Source organism: Haloarcula sp. Atlit-47R (assembly GCF_003665985.1).
GTDB classification, from domain to species: Archaea; Halobacteriota; Halobacteria; order Halobacteriales; family Haloarculaceae; genus Haloarcula; species Haloarcula taiwanensis.
The window spans coordinates 36850-57961 of record NZ_QPLQ01000007.1 but is presented as its reverse complement, the minus strand read 5'-3'; the positions used below and the strand labels follow the sequence as shown (position 1 = coordinate 57961).

Annotated in this window: 22 protein-coding genes; 16 read left to right on the top strand and 6 right to left on the bottom strand. The window is 58.3% G+C overall.

Translation table 11 applies throughout. The features are described from left to right. Positions 1-2 precede the first annotated feature (2 nt). Positions 3-4490, bottom strand: a complete 4488-nt coding sequence (locus tag DVK00_RS21855; protein WP_199722494.1) for a hypothetical protein — start codon at positions 4488-4490, stop codon at positions 3-5. A gap of 280 nt (positions 4491-4770) precedes the next feature. Between DVK00_RS21855 and DVK00_RS18950 the strand changes: the two genes are divergently transcribed. The 8 genes from DVK00_RS18950 to DVK00_RS18915 all read left to right on the top strand — a co-directional run bounded on the left by DVK00_RS18950 (position 4771) and on the right by DVK00_RS18915 (position 9762). After that, positions 4771-5697, top strand: coding sequence for a transcription initiation factor IIB family protein (locus tag DVK00_RS18950; protein ID WP_121578345.1), 927 nt, complete (start codon positions 4771-4773; stop codon positions 5695-5697). A gap of 69 nt (positions 5698-5766) precedes the next feature. After that, positions 5767-6669 carry a hypothetical protein gene (locus DVK00_RS18945; protein WP_233560844.1) on the top strand — a complete coding sequence of 301 codons (903 nt, stop codon included), beginning with the start codon at positions 5767-5769 and terminating at the stop codon, positions 6667-6669. A 115-nt stretch (positions 6670-6784) separates the two neighbouring features. Beyond that, positions 6785-7165 (top strand): hypothetical protein, encoded by a 381-nt coding sequence (locus DVK00_RS18940; protein WP_121578288.1) that lies wholly within the window; start codon positions 6785-6787, stop codon positions 7163-7165. Between the two features lie 67 nt (positions 7166-7232). Further along, positions 7233-7895 carry a DUF6735 family protein gene (locus DVK00_RS18935; protein ID WP_121578287.1) on the top strand — a complete coding sequence of 221 codons (663 nt, stop codon included), beginning with the start codon at positions 7233-7235 and terminating at the stop codon, positions 7893-7895. A 75-nt stretch (positions 7896-7970) separates the two neighbouring features. After that, positions 7971-8393 (top strand): hypothetical protein, encoded by a 423-nt coding sequence (locus DVK00_RS18930; protein ID WP_121578286.1) that lies wholly within the window; start codon positions 7971-7973, stop codon positions 8391-8393. A 93-nt stretch (positions 8394-8486) separates the two neighbouring features. Next, positions 8487-8987, top strand: coding sequence for a hypothetical protein (locus DVK00_RS18925; RefSeq protein ID WP_121578285.1), 501 nt, complete (start codon positions 8487-8489; stop codon positions 8985-8987). A gap of 6 nt (positions 8988-8993) precedes the next feature. Then, the gene (locus DVK00_RS18920) at positions 8994-9359 is read left to right on the top strand and encodes a hypothetical protein (RefSeq protein WP_121578284.1); all 366 of its coding nucleotides are present in this window, start codon (positions 8994-8996) and stop codon (positions 9357-9359) included. Further along, positions 9349-9762 carry a hypothetical protein gene (locus DVK00_RS18915; RefSeq protein WP_121578283.1) on the top strand — a complete coding sequence of 138 codons (414 nt, stop codon included), beginning with the start codon at positions 9349-9351 and terminating at the stop codon, positions 9760-9762. The genes DVK00_RS18920 and DVK00_RS18915 overlap by 11 nt, the downstream gene beginning before the upstream one ends. A 131-nt stretch (positions 9763-9893) precedes the next feature. Here the strand turns inward: DVK00_RS18915 and DVK00_RS21230 are convergent, their stop codons facing one another. Beyond that, positions 9894-10727, bottom strand: coding sequence for a GNAT family N-acetyltransferase (locus DVK00_RS21230; RefSeq protein WP_147435908.1), 834 nt, complete (start codon positions 10725-10727; stop codon positions 9894-9896). Positions 10728-10781: 54 nt separating this feature from the next. After that, positions 10782-11300 carry a hypothetical protein gene (locus DVK00_RS18905; protein WP_121578281.1) on the bottom strand — a complete coding sequence of 173 codons (519 nt, stop codon included), beginning with the start codon at positions 11298-11300 and terminating at the stop codon, positions 10782-10784. A gap of 301 nt (positions 11301-11601) precedes the next feature. On the opposite strand from DVK00_RS18905, the gene DVK00_RS18900 reads away from it, so the two are divergent. Then, the gene (locus DVK00_RS18900; RefSeq protein WP_121578280.1) at positions 11602-12174 is read left to right on the top strand and encodes a hypothetical protein; all 573 of its coding nucleotides are present in this window, start codon (positions 11602-11604) and stop codon (positions 12172-12174) included. A gap of 13 nt (positions 12175-12187) precedes the next feature. Here the strand turns inward: DVK00_RS18900 and DVK00_RS18895 are convergent, their stop codons facing one another. After that, positions 12188-13552: a restriction endonuclease gene (locus DVK00_RS18895; RefSeq protein ID WP_121578279.1), complete on the bottom strand. Its 1365-nt coding sequence runs from the start codon at positions 13550-13552 to the stop codon at positions 12188-12190. A 136-nt stretch (positions 13553-13688) separates the two neighbouring features. Between DVK00_RS18895 and DVK00_RS18890 the strand changes: the two genes are divergently transcribed. From DVK00_RS18890 to DVK00_RS18865, 7 genes are all read left to right on the top strand, one after another. Beyond that, positions 13689-14135: a hypothetical protein gene (locus DVK00_RS18890; RefSeq protein WP_121578278.1), complete on the top strand. Its 447-nt coding sequence runs from the start codon at positions 13689-13691 to the stop codon at positions 14133-14135. Then, the gene (locus DVK00_RS18885; protein WP_121578277.1) at positions 14132-14686 is read left to right on the top strand and encodes a DUF6166 domain-containing protein; all 555 of its coding nucleotides are present in this window, start codon (positions 14132-14134) and stop codon (positions 14684-14686) included. The genes DVK00_RS18890 and DVK00_RS18885 overlap by 4 nt, the downstream gene beginning before the upstream one ends. A gap of 77 nt (positions 14687-14763) precedes the next feature. Beyond that, on the top strand, positions 14764-15450 hold the full coding sequence (locus tag DVK00_RS18880) for a DUF6166 domain-containing protein (RefSeq protein WP_121578276.1): 687 nt from the start codon (positions 14764-14766) through the stop codon (positions 15448-15450). Further along, positions 15450-15581 carry a hypothetical protein gene (locus DVK00_RS22340; RefSeq protein ID WP_255410834.1) on the top strand — a complete coding sequence of 44 codons (132 nt, stop codon included), beginning with the start codon at positions 15450-15452 and terminating at the stop codon, positions 15579-15581. Before DVK00_RS18880 ends, DVK00_RS22340 begins: the two co-directional genes overlap by 1 nt. Then, on the top strand, positions 15578-16099 hold the full coding sequence (locus DVK00_RS18875; protein ID WP_233560843.1) for a hypothetical protein: 522 nt from the start codon (positions 15578-15580) through the stop codon (positions 16097-16099). Before DVK00_RS22340 ends, DVK00_RS18875 begins: the two co-directional genes overlap by 4 nt. A 140-nt stretch (positions 16100-16239) precedes the next feature. Beyond that, positions 16240-16782 (top strand): hypothetical protein, encoded by a 543-nt coding sequence (locus DVK00_RS18870; protein WP_199722493.1) that lies wholly within the window; start codon positions 16240-16242, stop codon positions 16780-16782. A 166-nt stretch (positions 16783-16948) separates the two neighbouring features. Continuing rightward, positions 16949-18094 carry a hypothetical protein gene (locus DVK00_RS18865; RefSeq protein ID WP_121578274.1) on the top strand — a complete coding sequence of 382 codons (1146 nt, stop codon included), beginning with the start codon at positions 16949-16951 and terminating at the stop codon, positions 18092-18094. Positions 18095-18408: 314 nt separating this feature from the next. Here DVK00_RS18865 and DVK00_RS18860 read toward each other — a convergent pair whose 3' ends face one another. Together DVK00_RS18860 and DVK00_RS18855 are read right to left on the bottom strand one after the other, a co-directional pair. After that, positions 18409-19752, bottom strand: a complete 1344-nt coding sequence (locus tag DVK00_RS18860; RefSeq protein ID WP_121578273.1) for a hypothetical protein — start codon at positions 19750-19752, stop codon at positions 18409-18411. Next, the gene (locus DVK00_RS18855; protein ID WP_121578272.1) at positions 19733-21106 is read right to left on the bottom strand and encodes a hypothetical protein; all 1374 of its coding nucleotides are present in this window, start codon (positions 21104-21106) and stop codon (positions 19733-19735) included. Before DVK00_RS18855 ends, DVK00_RS18860 begins: the two co-directional genes overlap by 20 nt. Positions 21107-21112 lie beyond the last annotated feature (6 nt).

Here is a 21112-nt window from a genome sequence, read left to right as displayed (position 1 = left end):
GGTCAGGTATGATTGTCTAAAAATTCTTCTGCGGCATCATCTCCACGGCTGAAGTAATCTTCTGCGATATCCAGGGCCTGAGTCTCAGTTTCTCCTCCGACCGCTATCCCTTCTTCCAAGATCTTGGCGGTAGTGTCGTTGAACTCGATCCAGCCTGGTCTCTCTTCCTGTTCAATCAGCCGGGTGTAAATTTGAACTGCCTCCTCTGGGTAATCTGCCGCCTGTTCTGCAAGATATGATTCGAGTGTCTCCCAGGCTCTACGGTTGTGATTGATAAATGGTGTCGTCTCCAGAAGCAAATCCACGATCCCATCGAATGCTATTCGTTCATCGACCAAGGGCAACCATTCAACAAACCACTGAAATTCATTCGCATACCGTTCTTCGTCTTCGACCTGACCAAGCCGCCACTCCCAAAGTTGCTTCACCTTGTTCCACTCGTCCCGTATATCGTCGTTATCCTCTCCCCATCGCCAAAGTTGCCACGCGATCTGTCTCGCTATGTCCGGAATATCTTGATCGTAAAGATATGCGATAAGACTGTCCTCCGCAGTCAACTCCTCCATATCACGGAGATAGGCGGTGAGCAGGTGTCGCGCAAGACCATCGTTCGCCCCACTAATGGCCGTGTTCTCGTCCGCTGCTATAAGATCGATTCCGTGTAGGTAACAAGCACGAAACCGGGGGAAGAGGTCTTCGTGAGGTGGGTGAGATGCTACGTACGCATCCCAGGTGGCAGCAAATCGGTTTTTATCTCTGGTGCTCTGGCTGCGGGGGAATAGGTTGGATAGGTTCTCCTGAACAATCTCATGATCTAAGTACCAAAGAAGGTGCAGTCGACGCCCAATCGTCGAGCGCACGGACAGCGATGCCGTTTCGATTATTGACTGAACGCGGTCACGGACATCAAGATCAAAACCGGACTGACCTTCCTCAGAGTACCCCTCATACCCGGTATGATTAGCTGTCTTGCCTGCATAAATGAGGAGTGCATCCACTCCGATAGGTCGGACCGAATTCAGTGCGACGTGGAGGGGATTATTGTAGCCTGCGTGGCCCTCGGGTGGGTGTTCACGTTCTTCGTCTGGATCGGGATCGTTGATGAGGGTGAATAAAATCTGTTTAACGCGATCGTTGTGATCGTAGATCGATTCGTGTTCATCGTCACTATATGCTTCCCGCAGTAGGCGAGCAACACTTTTGCGAGCAGGAGAAGACCATTGCTCAGGATCGGACACGACCGCATCGCACAATTCGAGGAAGGGGGTCCACTCGATGTCTGTCTGTTCGTTGTTCTCAATTTTCTCCTGTAGCCCATCAAGAAGCTCTCTTGTGTAGATGGAAGAGGCCTCCTGAAGTCGTGGAATGTGCTGATGGAAGCGGGATGGACTGTCAAGGATCACCTGGGCAACGGTTTCCGCGAGTCCCTCTGGAGATACTTCCTGTAGTCCGCCGGATTCAGTTTCCTCCCATCTCGTAGTTTCAAACGGCTCCTGGATACAGTACTCAATAATCTGTTCTGGTGACCGCTGTTCGATTTCTTCAGCAGAGAGCGGACTCTCTTGGGATACGAACCCGCCTCTGGTCGAGATGACTGAGAGGACATTCTCTGGTTCACCCAACTCATCTATCAGTCGATTCAGCTCTTCTCGCTCCTCCTCCGGGAGTTCGTCGCGGATAACCCATAGCCGGTCACGTACCCACCCGTTTATCGACTCTTCGGCCAGTTCCTCAGCTGTATATCCATTAACCTCTTGGCTTCGCTGGCGGGCACCTTCTTCCAAAGTTTCTTGAACAGGCACATTGGTGATGATCTCAAGTACCCTATCTTGCTCCGGGTCGTCAAGTACCGGGTATCCGTCGCGAAGGAGTCGGAGGAAGTCCTCCTTTATCCAGGGTGCACCATAGTTGTCTTCATCGAGTAGTTCACGGCGTACTAGGTCTCTAAAGTACTCCCTGTACTCGTTTAGGAGATACAGGCCGATTCGGTTGAGGAAGGTCGTACTATCCAAGTAGTGCTCAATCTTCCTCTCTCGGCTTTCTTCCTCGGGGTCAGCTTCAAGCCATTGTTGAAGTGCAGTTAGCAGCGTCCCTGTTAACAGATTCTTGAAATTAGAGTAGCTGGTTTCTTCAAAATCAGTGTGTCCGATACTCGTATGGAGGGGTCCGGGGATATTGTCTATCTCTCGATTTTTCACCGCTGCCTCGATCTCGATAGCTCTGATTAACTGTGCTTCGAGAAGGTCGATCGTCCGTTCCCCTTCTGCTTCGACCAGTGGTTCGATAACGTCTTCAAGTCCAGATTTGAGGTTGTAGAGATCTGCTTTTGGTTGAGCTGTACCAGGTTCGCCTTCCACGGGGTCTCTCGGCTGCAGCAGTGAGTGTAATAGTTCTATAGCAGCATCGGATTCCCCGGATTCAACGAGTTCTCTCATCAATTCCACCGTTTGGAAGCTGTGCCAGTCGGGCTGTCCATCGGTGATCGACTCTTTAACAAGCTCAATATGATTTACTGCATACTCCGCAGGAAGCTCCCGGATAACGAGCACGACCAAGGCAAGGGTGTGGCGGTCCTCTGTTTCTACTGCCGGAAGCACTTCGCTAGCGACATCGGGGTGCTCAGGAGCGAGATTACGGAGGTACTGGAGAAATACATCGGGAGGGTCCTCGAATTTGCCGCGTTCTCGGAGTGCAATGGCCCAGGAGGGGTGGGGAGGATTACCAAAGAAGTAGGTCTTTAGCGTTTCCCGTTCATCGAGTTTTTCTAGGACGATATTTGTGAGCTCGTCATTGGCTGTCGCGTCCCAGGTTTTCACTTCGTCAAGGATTTTCTTAGCAGTGTAATCGCCCAGTCCGTTTTCATTGTCAAGTGCCTCTTCGAGGAATTCTTTCGCAAAGTTGGATGCATCGGATCCTTCTGGGATTTGGCCGATTTGATCAGCTCCGCCTTCCTGCAAGTATCGTATAAACATAAATCGGAAGATGTCCTTTGCAAGGCGCTCATCAATTTGAGCAGTCACATCCTGTATCGCTCGGTTGTCCTGTACTGCGTCCCATGCGTATAGATACCTGAGGAAGCTGGGGTGGCGAAAACGGAATTTTCTATCGCCTGGACGATCGCTCGCGGGAGCGATCACATCTTTGCTTATTAGCCGGTCGTCTTCCCAGGTTCGGTCTGGGTTGATTGAGAAAATATTGATTCCGTCCTCGCGGTTTTCAATCGCCCGTGTCGCATAGAGCACAGCTCTGTTAACTACATCGTCACCTCGACTGGTTCCGTCAGGGCGTTCTTCTCGCTCCAATAATTCCCGATACCCTTCCCACAATGAGACTTCGCCGCCGATGTCATCTAGATCAATATTTTCGTCCGCTAGCTGGGCGATGATATCCAGGTGTTCCATTTTTCTTGCCAGGCCAATTAATTCGTCACTGGGTGACGATCCAATCAACTCTATGAGATGCTCTTCAGCGTCTGATTCATCTAAATGTCCGATCTCCCGCTTCGTTGAAAATAGATCGGAGCTTTCGAGTTGTTCGAATTCCTCTCGCTCCTCCAACTCATATGTCCGGCACGCGAATGCAACGGCTACCTCATCCTGTCCAGCAATTTTCAGGAGAAATTCTTGGAAGGCCTCGCCAGTGGGCTTATCCACCTCGTCAAGCTGATCGACGATGACAAGTAGCGGTTCTTCTATGCTAATCTGCCTGATTGAGCGCCCCAGATCGCCGCCTAGGTCGATTTGGTCGGCTAATTCGGCGCTATCTTCGATCGTCGAATGGACGCTTGCATCGAGAAACAGCGTTTCTGAGTCCCAGTCCTCTACAACACTGCCCAAGACACCGCTCTTGCCAACACCGCCATCTCCCGTAACAATCACATTTTCTGTAGATTCCAGGGGCTCCCGTACAAATGCCGTTTCTCGGCGCTTAATATGACCAATTCCAGGTATTTCTGTCTGGATGTTATCGAGTGTCCGTGTCGTCTCTTGTTGGAAGACGGTTCGTATTTTCTCCGGACTCGGGTATTCGGATCGAAGATGGTGAAGACTTTGAAGACTCAGATATATGCCGGTCCCAAGAATCGCCATACCTCCCAATCCAAATTCAAGGGGAGTAAACTGGATAATAGGGGCCTGTATCAGAATTGCAAAAACGGAATGGATGAGCAAAACCGCAAATCCGCTGAATCCTAGGATGAAGAGAGCGACTACCAAGGTTCCGAGGTGGGTGCGTAATCGTCTTTCGAGGGTGTATTTACCAGCGGAATAGATTCCATACCATAACACACCTAATCCGCTAATTAACAAAATTCCAATAACTACTATGCTTGCAGGTGTTTCTGCAAGACGCTGGTTCGACAACGGGAACTGAAGAGCTACAAGGATTGTTCCGGCTGACCCCAGCCAGAGGAGAAATTGTGTGGTGAATTCGGTCTCTCCTCCGAAGGTCGTATATTTATGAATGACCTTCCAGACGCCAGAGAGACCCATTACAGGAGGACCTGCTCAGAGAACACATATAATTATACTGCCGGAAGCACCCGGCGCGATTATGATTACTGATCGTGGGGCTTGTCGAGCATATCTTGTAAAGAGCCCTCGAAGAACCGCCACCGATGTTCCTCACCTCGAATCATTAATTTAGGAATCAGACTCGGTAGCTGTACGCCATCGGGGTCGATGGATCTGGACCGTCTTGCGCGAAGTTTATTCTCCCGTAATGGGTGAGGGGCTCGCTGTACGGGCGAGTTCCCGAAACACTGTGAGAACGATGGCAATCAGAGACATCTATGAGACTGGATTCGACGAGGACATCCAGACGGACTCGAGCACCAACCAGTGTCCCGAGTGCGACGGGCACATCACCACGAACGTTAAGGAAACTGTCTGCGAGGAGTGCGGTCTCGTCATCGAAGAGCAACGTCTGGATCACGGGCCGGAGTGGCGAGCGTACAATGAGGAGGAGCGGGAACGGACGGGCGCTCCGCTGACGGCAGCCCGCCACGACCGAGGCCTCTCGACCGAGATCGGGCGGGGGACAGATGCGAACGGGAACGAACTCTCCGCACAGAAGCGGCGGCGGCTGGCCCGGATGCGACGTGAACAGACCCGTGGCCGGTGGCGGTCGAAGGCCGAACAGAACCTCGCCCACGGACTCGGCGAGGTGCGACGTCTCGCGAGCGCACTCGACCTCTCCGACACGCTTCGCGACCAGGCCTGCCAGCTCTTCCGGAGCGCGCAGAACCAGGATCTGCTCCGTGGCAGATCCATCGAGGCGATCGCCGCAGCCAGCGTGTACGGGGCCTGCCGATGTAACGGTCGGTCACAGCTCCTCGACGACATCGTGGCGGTCGCGACGGTCGGGGAATCGCGAATTACGAACGCGTACAAGACACTCAACGAGGAACTGGGACTCCCAGCCAAACCCGCGACGCCGACGATGTACATTCCGCGGCTCGCATCCGACCTCGACTGTCCGGAGCAAATCCGACGTCGAGCGCGAACACTTGCCGAAGCGGCCGAGGACGCCGGCGTGACGACCGGCGTTCATCCCGCCGGCTTTGCTGCCGCCTGTCTCTACAAGGCCGGGCAGGAGGCGGGTCGGTGGCTAACCCAGACTGAGATCGCCGAGGTGGCCAACACGTCGACGGCGACCGTCAGGAACCACCGCGACACGCTCGAAGAACAGGTCGTCTGAAGCTCAGTCCGACCACTCAGGAGCTTGCTCGCTTTTTCTCGGCCTATCATTTAAACCGGAAAACGGGACATGCTCTCTGTAGATCTCTCTATGACCGGCCGCGACTACGATCTCGAGGAACTACGTCCGCTTGGTGAGGCGTCCCGGACGCCCGATCATCAGCTGGACGATCGCACCAGCGCCGTCCCTCGTCGACAGCGACATGCGTCGGTCGAGACAGGATACCCTGAGCATCAAACCGACGACAAGGCAGGGTGCCGATCTTGTGGGGCTCCGATACCGGCGTCACAGACGAAATGCCGATTCTGCCTCACCAACCACCTCGGCGACTCCGACACCGCAACAACGGAGACTGGTCAAGAAGCAACACTCAAGGGAATCGTGTTCGCGCTCGTCGAGTCGTCGACATTCTACGGCGCTGTCGCGAAAGGGGCAGCCGCCGGGAATCTGCTCGTCAACAGCGAGACCGAGGGCATCACCGAGCATCAACTCATCTACGACCTCACTGAGGGGCCTGCGTCGCAGCTGGTCGATCAGTGGCCATCGCTACCGGACGCGTCGAAGGTTACCTCAGAAGCCGGGGAACAACTGCTCACGGCTATCCGAGACCGGATGAACGGTCAGGAGCATTCGACGTTCGCAGGGGCGCAGGATGCCAAGGCGTGCCTCTACGACGAGGGGGGAGAGGCCCTCCGGACTGAATCGCGTCTCGATACGATGCTCAAGACAGCTGATGACCCGATGTGGCTAGTCCCGGGAATCGCACTCCAGGAATCAAGCGGGGATAGCGATCAGGACGGCCAGCCATCTAACATCCCGACACGAGTCCGGCTCGAGTGTCACCACTGCGATTCCGAAACTGGGCATCGGTTCACCACCTACGAATCGCTACCTGACGACACCTGGTCGGGGCAACCAATCTGGGAGTGTCGAGAGTGTGGGGCGTGTCGCTACGGGCCGGAACCGCGGTAGGTTCGCTCGTCGGTTAACCAACAGCCTCGGCTCGATTGGGTGGGGTGTTGGTTAATGCTAGAGAGTGGTCTATCTCTTCCGGGGAGGGGTGCGGGGATTCACCCCGACTGAACCAATGGCTACGCTCCAGGCTGCGACAACGTCGACCGGTGCAATCGTATCGGATCCACAGGCTGTGCGCGAGCTCTGTGAGAGCTACTGTTTCGGGACTCTCAACTGGGAAGTTACTGACGACGGCGAGCTCACGATCTGGGGCTATGATGACTTCGAAGTTTACGAGACGCGAGAGAACGGGCTCCCTGACTACGACGGCGGAATCGTGACCCACGAGTTCTTGCGAGAACTCGCTACCCATCTCGAAGCCGGTGAGGAACTCGACATCCAGACGGCCGGGTTTACCAAGTGTCGCTTCCCGGTGCTGGCAAAGCGGTACGTCGTTCGCGACGATACGGTCCTTCACGCGGATCTCAGCGGACTGGAGCCGATCGACGGGTAGCGTCGTTCGCCCCCGAGAGGGGTGCGGGGCGACACACGACGAGCGTCGTCCCGTGGAGTGATTTCCGATGGGTCACCGCGCACTTGTTGCGTACGAACGGACAGACGGACAGTACACGCTCCACTACAGCCACTGGGGCGCTGCGAACCTGAAACTGAAGCACCGCATTACGGCTGAAACCCCGTTCGGTGGCGATGACACCGACTCCAAGTGGGCAAAACAGTTGCTGGCGGAACTGGCCGATGGCCTCGACGCAGATGCCGTCGACGGCTACCTCGCCGGCGAAGAGCGGCCGTCGACAGTCATCGAGCCCAAGCCTCGTGCGACCGGCCTCACTCTCGACGAGGTCATCGCGGACTATCTCGACTACCTCCATCACGAGGCGTTCTACACGGTGTCGCCGACCTTCGAGGTGACCGCCTATCGGACGCTGTGGTTCGGCCTTCAGTACGACTCGGAGACGGTCGACCACGGCGATACGGTCGGGAACGGCGCGCTCGCGACCGTCCGGTGGCACGACGGCGAGCCGGTCGGCGACGGGCACCTGAAGGGGCAGTTCCAGGCACTGAAGGACGTCGTCGGCGATATGGTCGACAAGGGTGTGTTCACCCAGTCGACCGCGAGACAGTACCTCACACAGAAGCTCGGCGAGTGGGTCGGGGAGCGCCAGGAACTGCGTATCCCGGGCGGTGAATCACCGTCTCCGGACGCGACACTCAACCGCTCGTAGACCGGTCTGCGTCGACGCAGATCGCGGTTTTCCAGGGGCAGAAAGGGACGAGCCCCACCGTAGGCTCGTGGTTTGATGCCCGTGAAACCAGACGACGATCCATTCCACGATTGCGAGTTAGGTCCCGACGCAGTCCTCGGGACGCGCACCTTCCACGATGTCCTGTTCACCGACGACACCGAGACGCCAGTGAACGTGCTGACCGGCGAGACGCCCGCACATTCGCAGGCGACCGTCGAGGAAGCGAAGGCGTTCGCTGCGAGTATCGATACGGACACGCCGCAAATCGCGCTTCCCGCCTCTGTCGAGACGCAGGTCGAAACCCAGAGCAAACCCTACACTGCGGCCGCGTTCTTTCACTTCAAGGCGACCGGGTCGCTCGAACTGCACCGTACCTACCACGCCGCCTACGATTCCGATGCGTTCAACGTCAACTTCGAGGCCGACTACGAGTCGGGCGACCTGACGATCACCGTCGAGCGGACAGACGATTCCTGAACCAGGTTTTTCGAGCGCCGGCGATGGCTGCCGGCGCACCGAGCAGACGGACCGGACCAGAGCCCGGTGAGTCGGCGCTTCGAGGTGAACCAGATGCATATGGTCATCTACGCGCTAGTTGAAGCACCGACACAGCACGACGCCCTCGTCGAGGGGAAAGCGGTCTTCGACCGTCTTGTCGGGGCGAATCCCCACGGCTGCGCCGTGTTTGATTACTATTGCACCTTTGATGAAGACGACACGACGGTCGCCGGGAAGGCCCGCTGGGGTGACCTGTCGACGGCAGCCCCAATCAACTCAGAGGAAGGCGGTGAACTGCTCGACCGGGCTTGGAAGGCCACGAAAGAGGAGTTTCAGCGGAATCTCGATCGCGTAAAGGAGACGCTCGACGAGCTCAGCGACGAGGCAATCATGCGCGACGAGGACCTCGCCCGCCACGCGTTCCACCAGGTCGGCGCGTACGAGGGGCCCTCGATCCCGATGTACGACCAGCACGCCCAGGGAATTCGACATCGGGGTCAGCTCGACCGAGTTCTCGAGGAAGACGAGGACAGCCAGACGCTCTGGATCGTCCCCGCAGACGTTCATTTCTGACCGACGATGCCACGAATCACCAACTGGTCACGAGAGAGTCGCTCACCAACCCTCGCGTATCGGAACACCGAAACTGGAGCACGTGCCGTCCTACATCGAGCGCCGGACTCCTACCGATACAAGTGGTGCGGGGCGATCCTCGTCGACGGCTACCCGATTTGGGCGCAGGGATACGAGACGAAGGACGCGACCGCATTCCGGGACGAACTCCGGGAGCAACCAGCACCCGACCTCGAATGTCCGAAGTGCCCGAACGACGACGTCCGCGTCGGAGAGAAGACGGCCGACAGCGCGAAGGTACAGCGCTGGTTCGACTGCCCGGACTGCGGGTACGAGGCACCCTCAAAAATCGTGTACGGTAATGAACGGTGAGTCACTGTCGAGTCTCGAAACGATCGAACGGTATAGTCCGGCGGTGTTCGAGTTCCTCTGGTGTCCAGTCTGTGGGCACGAGGTGTTCAGTCAGATCCCGTTCGAAGGGGTGTTCTGCCAGAACTGCAATACACGGGTCCAATTCCAGGAGTCGCGAGAGACGCGTGGGCACGAGGAAGCAATCCTCGCTTGCTTCGATACCGATCCGACCTGGAATCTCCACGTCGACGAGAAGCTGCGTCGCGACCTACCCGATGGGTCGGCACGAGTGAAGATTCTCGGCGAACCCGGTGCCTACGAGGTTGACTGGTGGAGTCCAGCTCCGGGTGAGGACTGGCAACCGGTCGAGCGTGGCGAGTTCGACGATATTAAGGAATCAGCTGAGGTCTCCCATCTGGCGTAGTGGGATTGATGAAACCCCCGTTAAGTGACATATATCAGTAATTTTGCTAAATATAGGGTCAAGGGTCAAATCGACGGGATGATTTCGAACATTCGAAGTTAATCTTGGCAGCAAGGGAGAAATGGGATGAATCAGGCCATATCCGGACCCCACTCATCCGGCACATCAATCTTCGACCCCGTAATGATACATCCCGTAAAATCTAGGCCATCTTCTGTAATCTCTACCGCCTCAATACTCCGGAGCAACCGGTACATATCTGCATTCGGATTATTTACTCGGAACCGGCTAAACGAGTCAGCAACATCCTCCCGCCAAGCCTCAACAAACCCTGCGCCGATACCTTGCCTCCGGAACGCTGGGAGAATGTACAGCTGCCCCAGTTCCGGTTCCTCACGCGTCTCTTCCCAGGTTATGTACCCGACACAGTAGTCATCGGTTCCACAGAGGTGGGCGTTCGTACTCCCCGGAACATAGGCGTTGAAACTCGGGTGCGTCCGCTGCGCTTCAATATTTAATGAGTCGACGGCGGTTTGTTCGCGGTCGGTTTTCGCTCGCGTCCACCAATAGCCATCTCCGAACGGGTTCCACGCCTCGTCTAAGGTCCGACCGTTAAGTAGCCAGTTCGTCTCCAACACCTTCTCTGTCGATTGAACGCCACTGGGCGTTTGTAGGGCGATGTCGGTGCTACAGTTGTGGCAATGGTATGTATCAAACGGACCTCGAGTCGAGCGGTGTTCCTGAATAAATGATATCTTCTCCCCACACTCATCGCACTCTACTGCTGGACACGACACGACGTCATGCCCCTCTGCGCGGAATTCTTCGCCGCAGTCATCGCAGGAAACCACTCCGATTTTCTCAGTGAACACCGTGGCAGCACAGCTCGGACAGTCGACTGCTGGAGCATCAACAGTCGTTGGCGTTCCCGAACCGAAACGTTCGGTCCCGTCAAGAAGTGCCATAACGCAAACAATGTGCCTACCGGAGTCTAATTCTTTACGCAGTGAAATATATGCTTACGTAGTGTGCTGCAGAATCTGCAGCAGTCGGAACCCGAGTTCTCCGTTGCGCTCTGTCGTATTCCCTGCTGCCGTCTTGAGTTCCTCCATACGCTCGGCGTACTCGTCATTGATGACTAGATCTAACTCCATCCCCTCCGCTGAATTCAAGGTATTCATCAACTCGGGTAATCGCTTCTCTAAACCGATTGTCACGGAAGGGCTCCACAGCTGGAACCGATAGGTGTCGGCCGACTCAAAAAGACCAGTGACGTATGCAACGTTCCGCTCAAACTTGTCTCGGAACTTGGAGAAGCTTTCGTCGATAGTGCCGTATCTGACTCCGCCGATGTGTGTGGTTACCTCGCAAATAAACACATCTTGTGTGGCCCCATCATCATTAACGCCGATGACGTCAATCTCGAGTTGGTTCTCGGTGCGGGAGGACCGCTGATTGTACATGACTAGTTCGCACTCTTCAACGGTTTTCAGATATGCGCCAACCAGTAGTTCTCCGGCCGTGGGCTGGGTTGTCATACGAGCGTGTGCTCACGGCGCCTAAAAAAGTGTCAGTACGAGCTGGGAATGTGGCTGGCCCAAGAAACTGGTGGAAGACGTGCTGTGCAGCTGCGACATTGAGGTGACGCCAAAACGGTCTGTTTTGAAAACGATCTGTTCGAGTGATCTATGACCATCTCTGCTGAGCTATTGGTTCTGTAAAATCCCGATGAAGTAAACCACAGTGACGTGCTGAGTACACACTCTGAATCCAGCAGTTCGGCTCTTGTTGTTTCTGCGCCGGTGAAGGGTGCCGGCGCACACGCGCCGGCGGTGATCGATGTCGACACGAAGCCAACTCCGATTCGTACAACGGAGTGAGACCACAGATGAACAGTCCGAAGCCGACCAAGTCGCACAGATCTACCGTCATTCCGACGGCTATCCCGACAGCGTTCTTCGAGATCTCGTTCAGCTGAAACAGCTGCTCGATGAGACGCGAACAGAGCGCGGGCCGGCGTACGCCGCAGCGCAGTTCATGTTCGTCGACACGCTCTCGACGATGACCCTGTACGTCGACGAGGGGCGGGACCGAAGCATCCACGCCGACGAACCCTCAGATCTCCTCGAGCCGGCCAACATGGAGCATCTGGATCAGCCGCTGTTCCTGCTGGGCCACGGTGTCGAAAATCCGGCCGACGGCATCCACGGCGACGAGGAGTACCTCTACGTCGTCGAACTTCCGACGCGGAGCCCGTTCGACGAGCCGGCAGAGTGGACGGTCAAGGTGAGCGGGCATTCCGCGTTCCCGCGGTGGGACGGCCCGACCGACGAGGCCTTCGAGCGGGCCAGTTGGCAGTTCAACGGCCCGCTGGAACACGCGCTCGAAGAGCTGGTGGCTGAACCGGCCTGAGTACCGAGGGCACTCAGAGGATACCGCCGATGAGGAGGAGCCCGACGAGGAGCAGCAGCGTCGTGATCGCGCTGCCGCCGGCCAGCCACTTATTCTCCATCGCCTTCTCGTGAATCGGCATCTCGGCGTACTCCTCGCGAAACGCTTCGAGGTTCTCCTCGTCGTAGAAGTACTTCGTCTTCAGCGCGAACCGTTCGGTCACCGCACAGCCCGTACAGACCGGCTCACCTTCGAGCCGTTCGGTCTTGCTGTGGCTGTCGCAGGCAATCGCCCCGCAGTTCGGACAGTACGTGTACGTCTCGTCGACGCCGCTCGTCTCGCAGTGGACGCACCGATAGATGCCGTCCTCGGCGGTCACTCTGGACGGCCCTGCCGCGTAGTACTCGTAGGGATACCTGTACTCGCCCAGGTCGGTCGTCTGGCGCACCTCGGGCAGGTATACCGGTTCAATCGATTGGACGGAGATGTCCGAGCGGTTCGGTTCGCAGGTCTTGTTGTACGTGACGTTGTTGTCGCCGGTGTAGGTCACCGTCGTCGTGTGGTAGTCCTGGAGGCGCTCGACGGCCCACTCCTTGTACTCGGTCTGGGTCTGGCCGAAGCGGCGCTCCTCGACGTCGTCGAAGACCTCCCCGAACTGGTCGATATCGAGATCGACCGTCGCGTGGAGGTTCTCGGTGACCAGCGTCGCGACCGCTTCGTCAGCGACCTGCGGGCGACCACGCTCGGCGTGGACCACGAACTGTGTGCGGTCGTTGATCCGGTGGATCACACCGACGGATGTCTCGAAGACAGCGTTCGTATCGGCGGTAATCGCAACCACCGGGCGGAATGACACCTGCGAGTGTGGCCTCGGGAGGTCCGCGGCCTCGACGTTCTCGATGTCGCGGAACGCTTCCTGAACCGGCGCGTCGACATCTGCCGCCGGGTCGTACGGCCGCAGGGTCTCGTCGCAGAGGATCTCGATCCGGCCGTTGTAAAGATCGAGGCCGATCTCGTCGGCGATCTCTCGGAGGTCCTCGCCGTCAAGCAACTCGATGGGATGCGGATCGTCGTTCTGCTGGAGCCGCTGGGCATACTCCTGGGCAGGGTTCGTGAACCGCCCGGTCGTGACGACCATCCCGCGTTTGGGGCCATCGAAGTCGAACGTCGCGATCGCCGAGTGGAGTTTCTGGACGACCGGCCGCCCGACCGTGCCCGTGTGCTTACACTCGACGATGATCGCCCGTCGCGTCCCGTCGACGACTTCCTCCATAAGGACGTCTCGCCCCTCGTCGGCCGTGCGCTCGGCCTGCCGGACGTTCTCGTAGCCGAGGTTCCGGAACACGTCCTCCATCAAGTCCTCGAACTCGAACCCCGAGAGGTCGTCCAGTACAGCCATCCGAATATAATTGGACTGTATCTTGCTAGAACCAAATACGTTGCCGACCTCGGCGACGAAAGCGGGTGCGGCGGCCGCAGATGTTGTTTCACGTCCCGCAAGGGGTGCGGGACGTCACAGCCGTCCCGGATCATCGATGAGTTCTGAGAGCAACAGCGAGGTCGCCCCTGACCACTGGTGGTTGCATCGCCGAACAGACGACGAACACTTCGTATTCGCCTACGAGTTCTCGAAATCCGTCCTCTGCCACGTCCAGCACCCCTCGGACTGGCTGGTCCGCGTCGACCGGGCCGATGGGACGATCCTCTTCAGCCAGCACGATCTCCAGTCGCGAGCAGCGGCGTTCGACCTCGCCGAGAGCGTCATGAAACTCTGTACGCTGCTCCATCGAGAGGTCGTCACAGAGCGAAGTCAAGCGCGAAAGCCGATGTACGTCGGGCCCCGACCAGCCGGGACCGCGAGTGCGAGCACTCGGCGAAGCGGACGCAGTCCAGATACTGCCCGTCGACCGTCGGATTCCCGGCCCAGCCAGCCCCCGACGCGACCACGAGGCCTGGGCCACCGGGAGGGTGAGTTTCGATGACCGGCAGCCGAGCATACCGCGGCGAACGCTGTATGGGTGGACAGCTGGTGTACACGCCCGATGGCGACGTGCTGGACAAGCACCTCCACGTCCTACGCCGCGCCCCTGGTGGATTCGACTGGGGACCGGAGGCCGACGAGGCCCGTATCGATCAACTCGCCATCGCGCTGCTGGCCGATTCAGCCACCAAGAACATCGCGCTCGATCACTACAAGGAGTTCGCGCAGTACCTGCGTGAAGAACTCGAGGGCGACGAGTGGCGACTCCCGACCAGCGACATTTCGGCCGATACCTGGTCGCGGGACATCGACGTCGCTGATGAGACGCCCTCACCGGAGGACGTCGACATCACAAAGGTCGATTTCGACGAGATGACCTTCGCGGTCGAGCGAGCACTCTGCGAGAAACACGACATCAGCGTCCACCAGAGCGCCGACAATCGCCGCGAGGAACTGGAAGAGGCCCGCCAGACAGTCCAATCAGAGACTACCGAGACGGAGGAGTTAGAGAGCGACACCGGCGGGTTCGAGTTCCCCGCAGCTAGCCAGTAGGGACGGCGAGGGCGTTTCCGGATCTGTTTGTAGAACCCCCGAGAGGGGTGCGGGGGTCACCACCCCGCGACGTACCGATGAACGGGAACGCACGACGTCCCACGTCAAGCGGAATCCAGACAGAAGCGCTCGCTAACCGTCGCGACGACCACGTCGAATACGTCGGCTTTCGCGTCGACGGCCACGCCGTCGTTCTGAATCTCTCCGAACACCAGCGTCTCACTCCGGATCGAAGTCTCGACCTGGTCAACCACAGCCCGACAGGCTTCGAGTGGGGATATACTGGAAGCGGGCCCGCACAGCTCGCCTGCGGGCTCCTCCTCGACTACTACAACGATGCCCAGGTCGCGAGAGAACACTACATCGCGTTCCGGAATCGCGTGGTCAGCCAGCTCGAGTGTGACGGTCGGGCGGCCTGCTGGCACCTCACCGGCGAAGAGATCGACGCCGCGATGGCGACGATAACCGACGACGTCGTCGCCCTTCCCGACGGCGGGGGGCCGTCACCGTCACTCCCCGAGAACTGGCGAACGGTCACTCGCCCCGACCGGCGAGTCTTCCAGCGGGCTGATCGCGACCACTACATCGTGCTCGGGAAGGGAACCGACGGCTGGCTGGCCGTCCTCTGCAGTCAGGGAGACCGCGCCTACCCGGCACCCCTAGCGAGCCGGACGGTTTCGGACGATGCCGATGTCGAGCAGGCCATCCGTGCTCTCGTCGACGAGAGCAACGACCTCATCGAGCCACCGGAGGGGGAGTGCTGATGGAGACGCTTCGGTTGTCGCGAGCCACCCACCAGCTGATCGAACGAGGGATCGAGGCACTCGAGAAAATCGGTCGCGAACTGGAACGGTACAACGACCGGCAAGAGCAGACTGACGGTACCGACTCGTGACGCAGACACGTTCTCCCGGCCAGCGGACGAGTACCGGCTTCCAATTCACGCGCACCCCCGAGGGGTGCTCGTGTCCCATTCATCGCGACGGCCAGCCAGTCACGGCGCCGCTCGGCCTGCGGTTCGCGGAGCGCGTCCATATCGAATCGATCCCGCGCCACGTCGCCGGCGCGATTTACGAAGCACATCATTCCTATATGGACAGTGTCCCGCGGACGAACCTCGTCCATCACGGGCTCTGTTACCAGGACAAGCTACTGGATGCGATTACGTGGCGCTATCCGCTGATTCGCTCGCTGGAGTACGACGGGACCCGATATGAGGGTGACGAGATCGTCGAGGCAGCACGGATCTGCATCGGCGTCGACTTCCCGAACCTCGCCTCTGCCGCCCTCGCCCGGTCGATGGAACGGTTCGTGCGCCGGCACGGCCGGCGGCGAGGCGTTCGCCTTCTGCTGACGTTCGTGCGAGCTGACTTCGACGGCTCGATGATCAAAGCGCTCAGAGACAAGGGCTAGCACTGCGCCGGAAAAACGGAGCCCGGACAGGCAGGTAACCGACCCGACAAGCAAATCCGAGAGCGGCCGAAATGGCGGTTCCTCTGTGAAGTTCCTGATGAGTCTGAGCGGGAACAGTCCTCACTCGGACGGTGGGCTCCGTGACTACGAATGCTCGTCTCGATGAGTTCACAGCAGAGGAAGACTCGGACAACCAGCCGGAGTGCGATCCATCTGTAGTCGAGCGACTGTTGGACCCGATATCACCGGCCCAGGGGCTGCGACTCATCCCCGGCCAGGGTGACCCGGTGTACCTCCAAAACAGGGGAACTGAACGCTACCTGTTCCGGGATGCCCACGAGCGGTGGTTCATCCTCCAGCCCTCGGCCAAGGAGTCGGTTGACGACTTCGTTCGCTGGGTGTATCTCCCCGACGACAAACCCGCCGAGATCGCTCGGACAGCAATCCGTCAACGGACGGTTCGCGGCTACCGGTACGTTCAGCGAAGCGGAGCGCCCGAGCCGGTCGCGACGACCGTGACTGCGATGTACGTCAGCGAGCCCTGGCCCGACGATGTCTACGAGTGTGGATCCTGCGGAGCCGAGTTCGAGTCGCCCCGTGCTCACGCCCTTCACTGCTGGGAGGACCATCCCTGGGTTCCGAACCCGGAGCAGGTTCGGCTACGCCGCTCCAGCAGCGAGTAACCTCAGTGCAACAGTTCCCCGGCTGTGGTCCGATTAACCAACAATCAGCCGCCCCCTGGGTCAGTGTTGGTTAATGTGGTGTTGTTGGTGCGCCCGGCAGAGGGGCGCAGGGCGCGAGACGAGGCAGGCGGCCTTCGATGAGCGTTCCTGCGTCGAGGTGACCGAAATGAAAGACCCAGAGTCGAGAACCATCTTCGCTGGCGTCGATGGACGTACCGACACCGAACTGCCCGAGTGGTACCGACAGCGTCGCGGGGGCGACGACGCCGTGACCTTCGCCGAGGCGATTCGCGACCTCCCGCAGGCCGTCGAGACCACCGTGGCGTACCAGAACCCCTACACCGACGAGTGGGTCGAGACGGAGCGATTCAACGCGCTCGTGGAGCCAAGTCGCGCTCGGGAGCAGGCCCGAGATGGAGACTCGGGGCTGGACCCGTTGTTCCACGTGCCCACCGACTCGTACGCGATCATCAACCCGGTCGACGTCTACGGGCCGCTGGAGGAGGTCCTCCGCGAGGAGACCATCGACGGGACGCCGCTGGGCGACGTGATGTTCGGCGAGATCCGTCGCTACCGAGGCGGCGGCGAGGTCCATATGGACATCATGTTCGACGGCCTCGAGGTGCGCCTGCCGGGCCGGTCAGACCCGATCACGATGGGCGTCACGTCGGGCTACGACTTCTTCGGCGAGCACGCGGTCTACGTCGAGGGCTTCGCTCAGGACGGCTACTGTTCGAACACGATGCGCTCGCTCACCGATAAGGAGGTCATCAAGCACGTTGGCGACGTGCGGAACTTCCGGACCTGGTGGGAGGAGATCCTCGCACAGGTCGAACTCGTCGCCGATGACCTCTTCGAGTTCATCCGTGACGCCCAGGACATCGACCTCGACTTCTCGGAGCTCCCGTTCACCGTCACGGAGTTCTACAGCCTGCTGGGCTTCCCGGACTACCTGGCCGAGCGTGCCGCGAGCGATGCGGAGGCCAACGCTGTCTCCCCCGTCGAGATCGATATGTGGACGCTCCATTCCGGCGCCACGTACGCGTTGACCCACTTCTTCCAGGGCAAGGAGGGTGCGTCGCTGGACGGCTACGTTCGCACGGCCAACGACATCCTGTTCAACCCCGAAGGTACCATCGAGCGGGTCGAACGCGCCTACGAGGAGCAGCTGGAGGCCTACGGCGACGACGGGTCGCAGGCGTCGCTCGCCGGCGAGCGGGCACTCGCGAGCATCGAGCGCGTCAGCGACGATCTACAGGAGAAGGTCGACCAGTTCGAGGAGCGGGAGGACGCCCTCCGTGAGCGATTCTAGGACGCGATGAGCTGATGTCGGCATTGTAGTCGCCAGTCTGTTTCTCTTGCCCTCAACAATAGTTGCGGATAACAGGATCTACGCAGCAGTTCATAAATCCGTTATCGTCGGAGCATCGATAGAACCAGTGAACATCGGGTTGTCCTCCCTTCGGCATATTCGTCACAGTGTGTCTCCGTATCGGGACAACAATCCTCCAACCATATCGTGATCTTCAATAGTTCGACGATAGTGCTTATCCACCATCTCTCGAGTGACCACGAGTAATCGTTCGCGCTTGTGGTACTCATCCCGATAGCCCTTCTCGTAGGCATTTAGATCTCGATCGTCCACTCTAGTGATGTCCCCGATATCCTCGTCGACGCCTCGCTTGAATGCTCGATAATTGAAAATGGGCGGAAGACATCATTGACATCTCCGACAGCCAAGCTCGCCTCGTTTCGCTGGGTAGCGGATATCTGGATATCGAGCATATGGGCGAGTGCGTCTGCGTACAGCACCACCATCGTAATGTCGTCGACGTTCTCACCGTGGAAGTTGGCCTCAATAGCGTCGTACCAGTCGACCTCGTTGGACTCGTAGCCTTTCATCGACAGTACGACAAACACGTGGGCGATGTGATGCTCGTCGAACGCGTCTGTGTTCGCCTGTTGAAGATACTCCGCGTGCTTCTCGACAATTTGCTCGCCCCCGATGTCGGCCTTGGCGTTCGACTTGGCGTCCACAATCCCGAGGATCTTCCCGCCACCGTGGTTCTTCGGGTACCGCGAGTCATTCGCTATGGTGAAGAGGATGTCTGATAGATTCTCACCGCGGTTATTCGTTCCTAACTCGTCGGAGTCAGTGGGGAAGCCGATAAGCCCGAATGCGGTCGTGCAGACATCTTCGAACCGTTCACTAAGTCGGATCGAGTCCGGAGTGTCCGACGCGCGGAAGAGCGGTGCGTACTCGAGTTCAAACTGCGTTGCCCGTGGGTTCTGGTTCAGATTCCGTATGAGGTCGGTGTCACCAGACGGCAACGTCAACTCATTGCGTTGGCGAGCCTCGGACGCCGATGTGAGCTGTCGGTAGATTTCATCGGCCGAGTTCGGAAGGAGTCCCAAAGGGAATACGGGGGCAGCCCCGGCGAGCGGTTTCCGAAGTACAGAACCCCACCTCACGTCCTCGAAGTCAGAAGATGTAAAGACGGCATTCACGCGGCCGTTCTTCACCGAATCTGCAAACAGCTCGTCTACAGTCGTTTCGTGCCGTCGCGGGCGCAGAAGCAGGGCGATTCGAACGTGGTTCGTGACAGAGGTGACTGCGTACTCGGGGTTCTGAGTCACACCATCTGCCGAGTTCCCGAATCCCAGCTCAGCAGCGATATCTCGGAGGACTGAATCGGGATTCAGCTGATAGGCGAATACTTCCTCGGGATTGAGTCGGTACGTGTGATTGTTTGGGTGATCGTGGCAAGTGATTTCTACTTCGTCGTCGAAGCGATGGCGACTGACATCAGCACCACAATGCCGACACGTGTTGTGGGTGTCTTGTTTCTCGACATAGTCCGTCTGGTTGGCGAGCCAACCGATGTGGTCGCCACCATCGCCGAAGCCGGCGTACTCCTCGATGAACTCGGCAAGGTAGTCCAGCGCAGAATCAGTTGTCAGATGACTCATCGTCGAATACTGCGTTCAGCACGTGTTGCATTTCGCGCGACAGGCCGCTATGTGCCGGTCGCGGCATCCCGTCTTCCAGCACGAAGGTCTCCACGCGGCCGTCGGGTAGCGTTGCGCGACACTTGATTCCCACAGTGACATCGGAATCTGCATCCGATAACTGGGATTCAAGCATATCGCGAACTCCAGGTTCTCTGTCCAAGGCATCCTTGAGGGTAGTTTGGGCAGTCAGCTCGATCTCCTCGATGACTTCTCCGTTTTTGACGCGGAATCCGACCGGATCGAAGTTGGCCCGCTCGCGGAGTTCCTCTGCATTGAATCCACGTTCTTCATTTGATTTCTCGCGTGCTTCGACCGCCTCATCAACCGCTTCCGAAATTTTCGTACTGATGACTTCTTCCACACTTTCAGATTCGTCATCCTCGGCGTTTTCTTCGTCTTCCGATTGGCTGGCCGTCTCAACCGCCGAAGATACGATTTGATCGACCTTCTCGGAACGATGCTTGCGAGCATCATCCAGGGCATTCGACACCCCAAAGGAATCCTCCATCAGGTCTTCCAACACGCCCGTCCATCCGTTGTTCTCGGCTGACTTCGAAAGACGGAGTTCGCCCACTCCGTCCCTGTTTTGCAATCTCAACCGAATAGCCTTCACTGGGTAATTCGGAGCCGTCGTGACGGACGGTGGTCCCGGTTCGTCATCACCGACTCGCTTGCTGAACACGTACTGCACTTGTCGAGGGCGCTCCTGGAACAAATGGAGAACCACCCGTTTTTCAGCCTCGTCCTCGTACATTCGGATGTCGAGAGCTTTTCGATTCCGTCTGTTGTATCGGCGACGAAACTTATCGATACGCTTGTCAATCTCGTCGAGTGGAAGCTCGCGCTCCTCGTAGAAGTACATCCGATCTCGTCGATCCTCAAATAGTGTTCCCCGGGCAACGAGGCGGTTCACCTCCCTCTCAGGCATCTCTCCGGCCTCGGCATCGAAGAACGTCTGGTACGCGGCGAGAAGCAGATCTTTGGCACCCATCTCCTCCATCGTCTCTACTGGGACACCCTCCGACGAGAGGTACTCTACCACAGCGGTACGGTTGATCTTCTTCCGACCGAAGTGGTTATCTTTGAGGGTTAGAAGCTGTGCAACCGCTTCCTCGTTCTGCGGGCAAATCTGTCCGGCTATACGAGCCTTGTCACCGAAGTCTCGGGAGTCCTCGCCGTAATACTCGTCCAACGACCGGGGATCAGCATCAAGGATGTCGGCGAGATGGTGGATATGGCAGGCTGTGAATTTGTCGACGAGCGCACTCGCGAGTTCGTCGGGCTCCTCCCCCCTGTGGTCGACGCGCTTCACGACTCT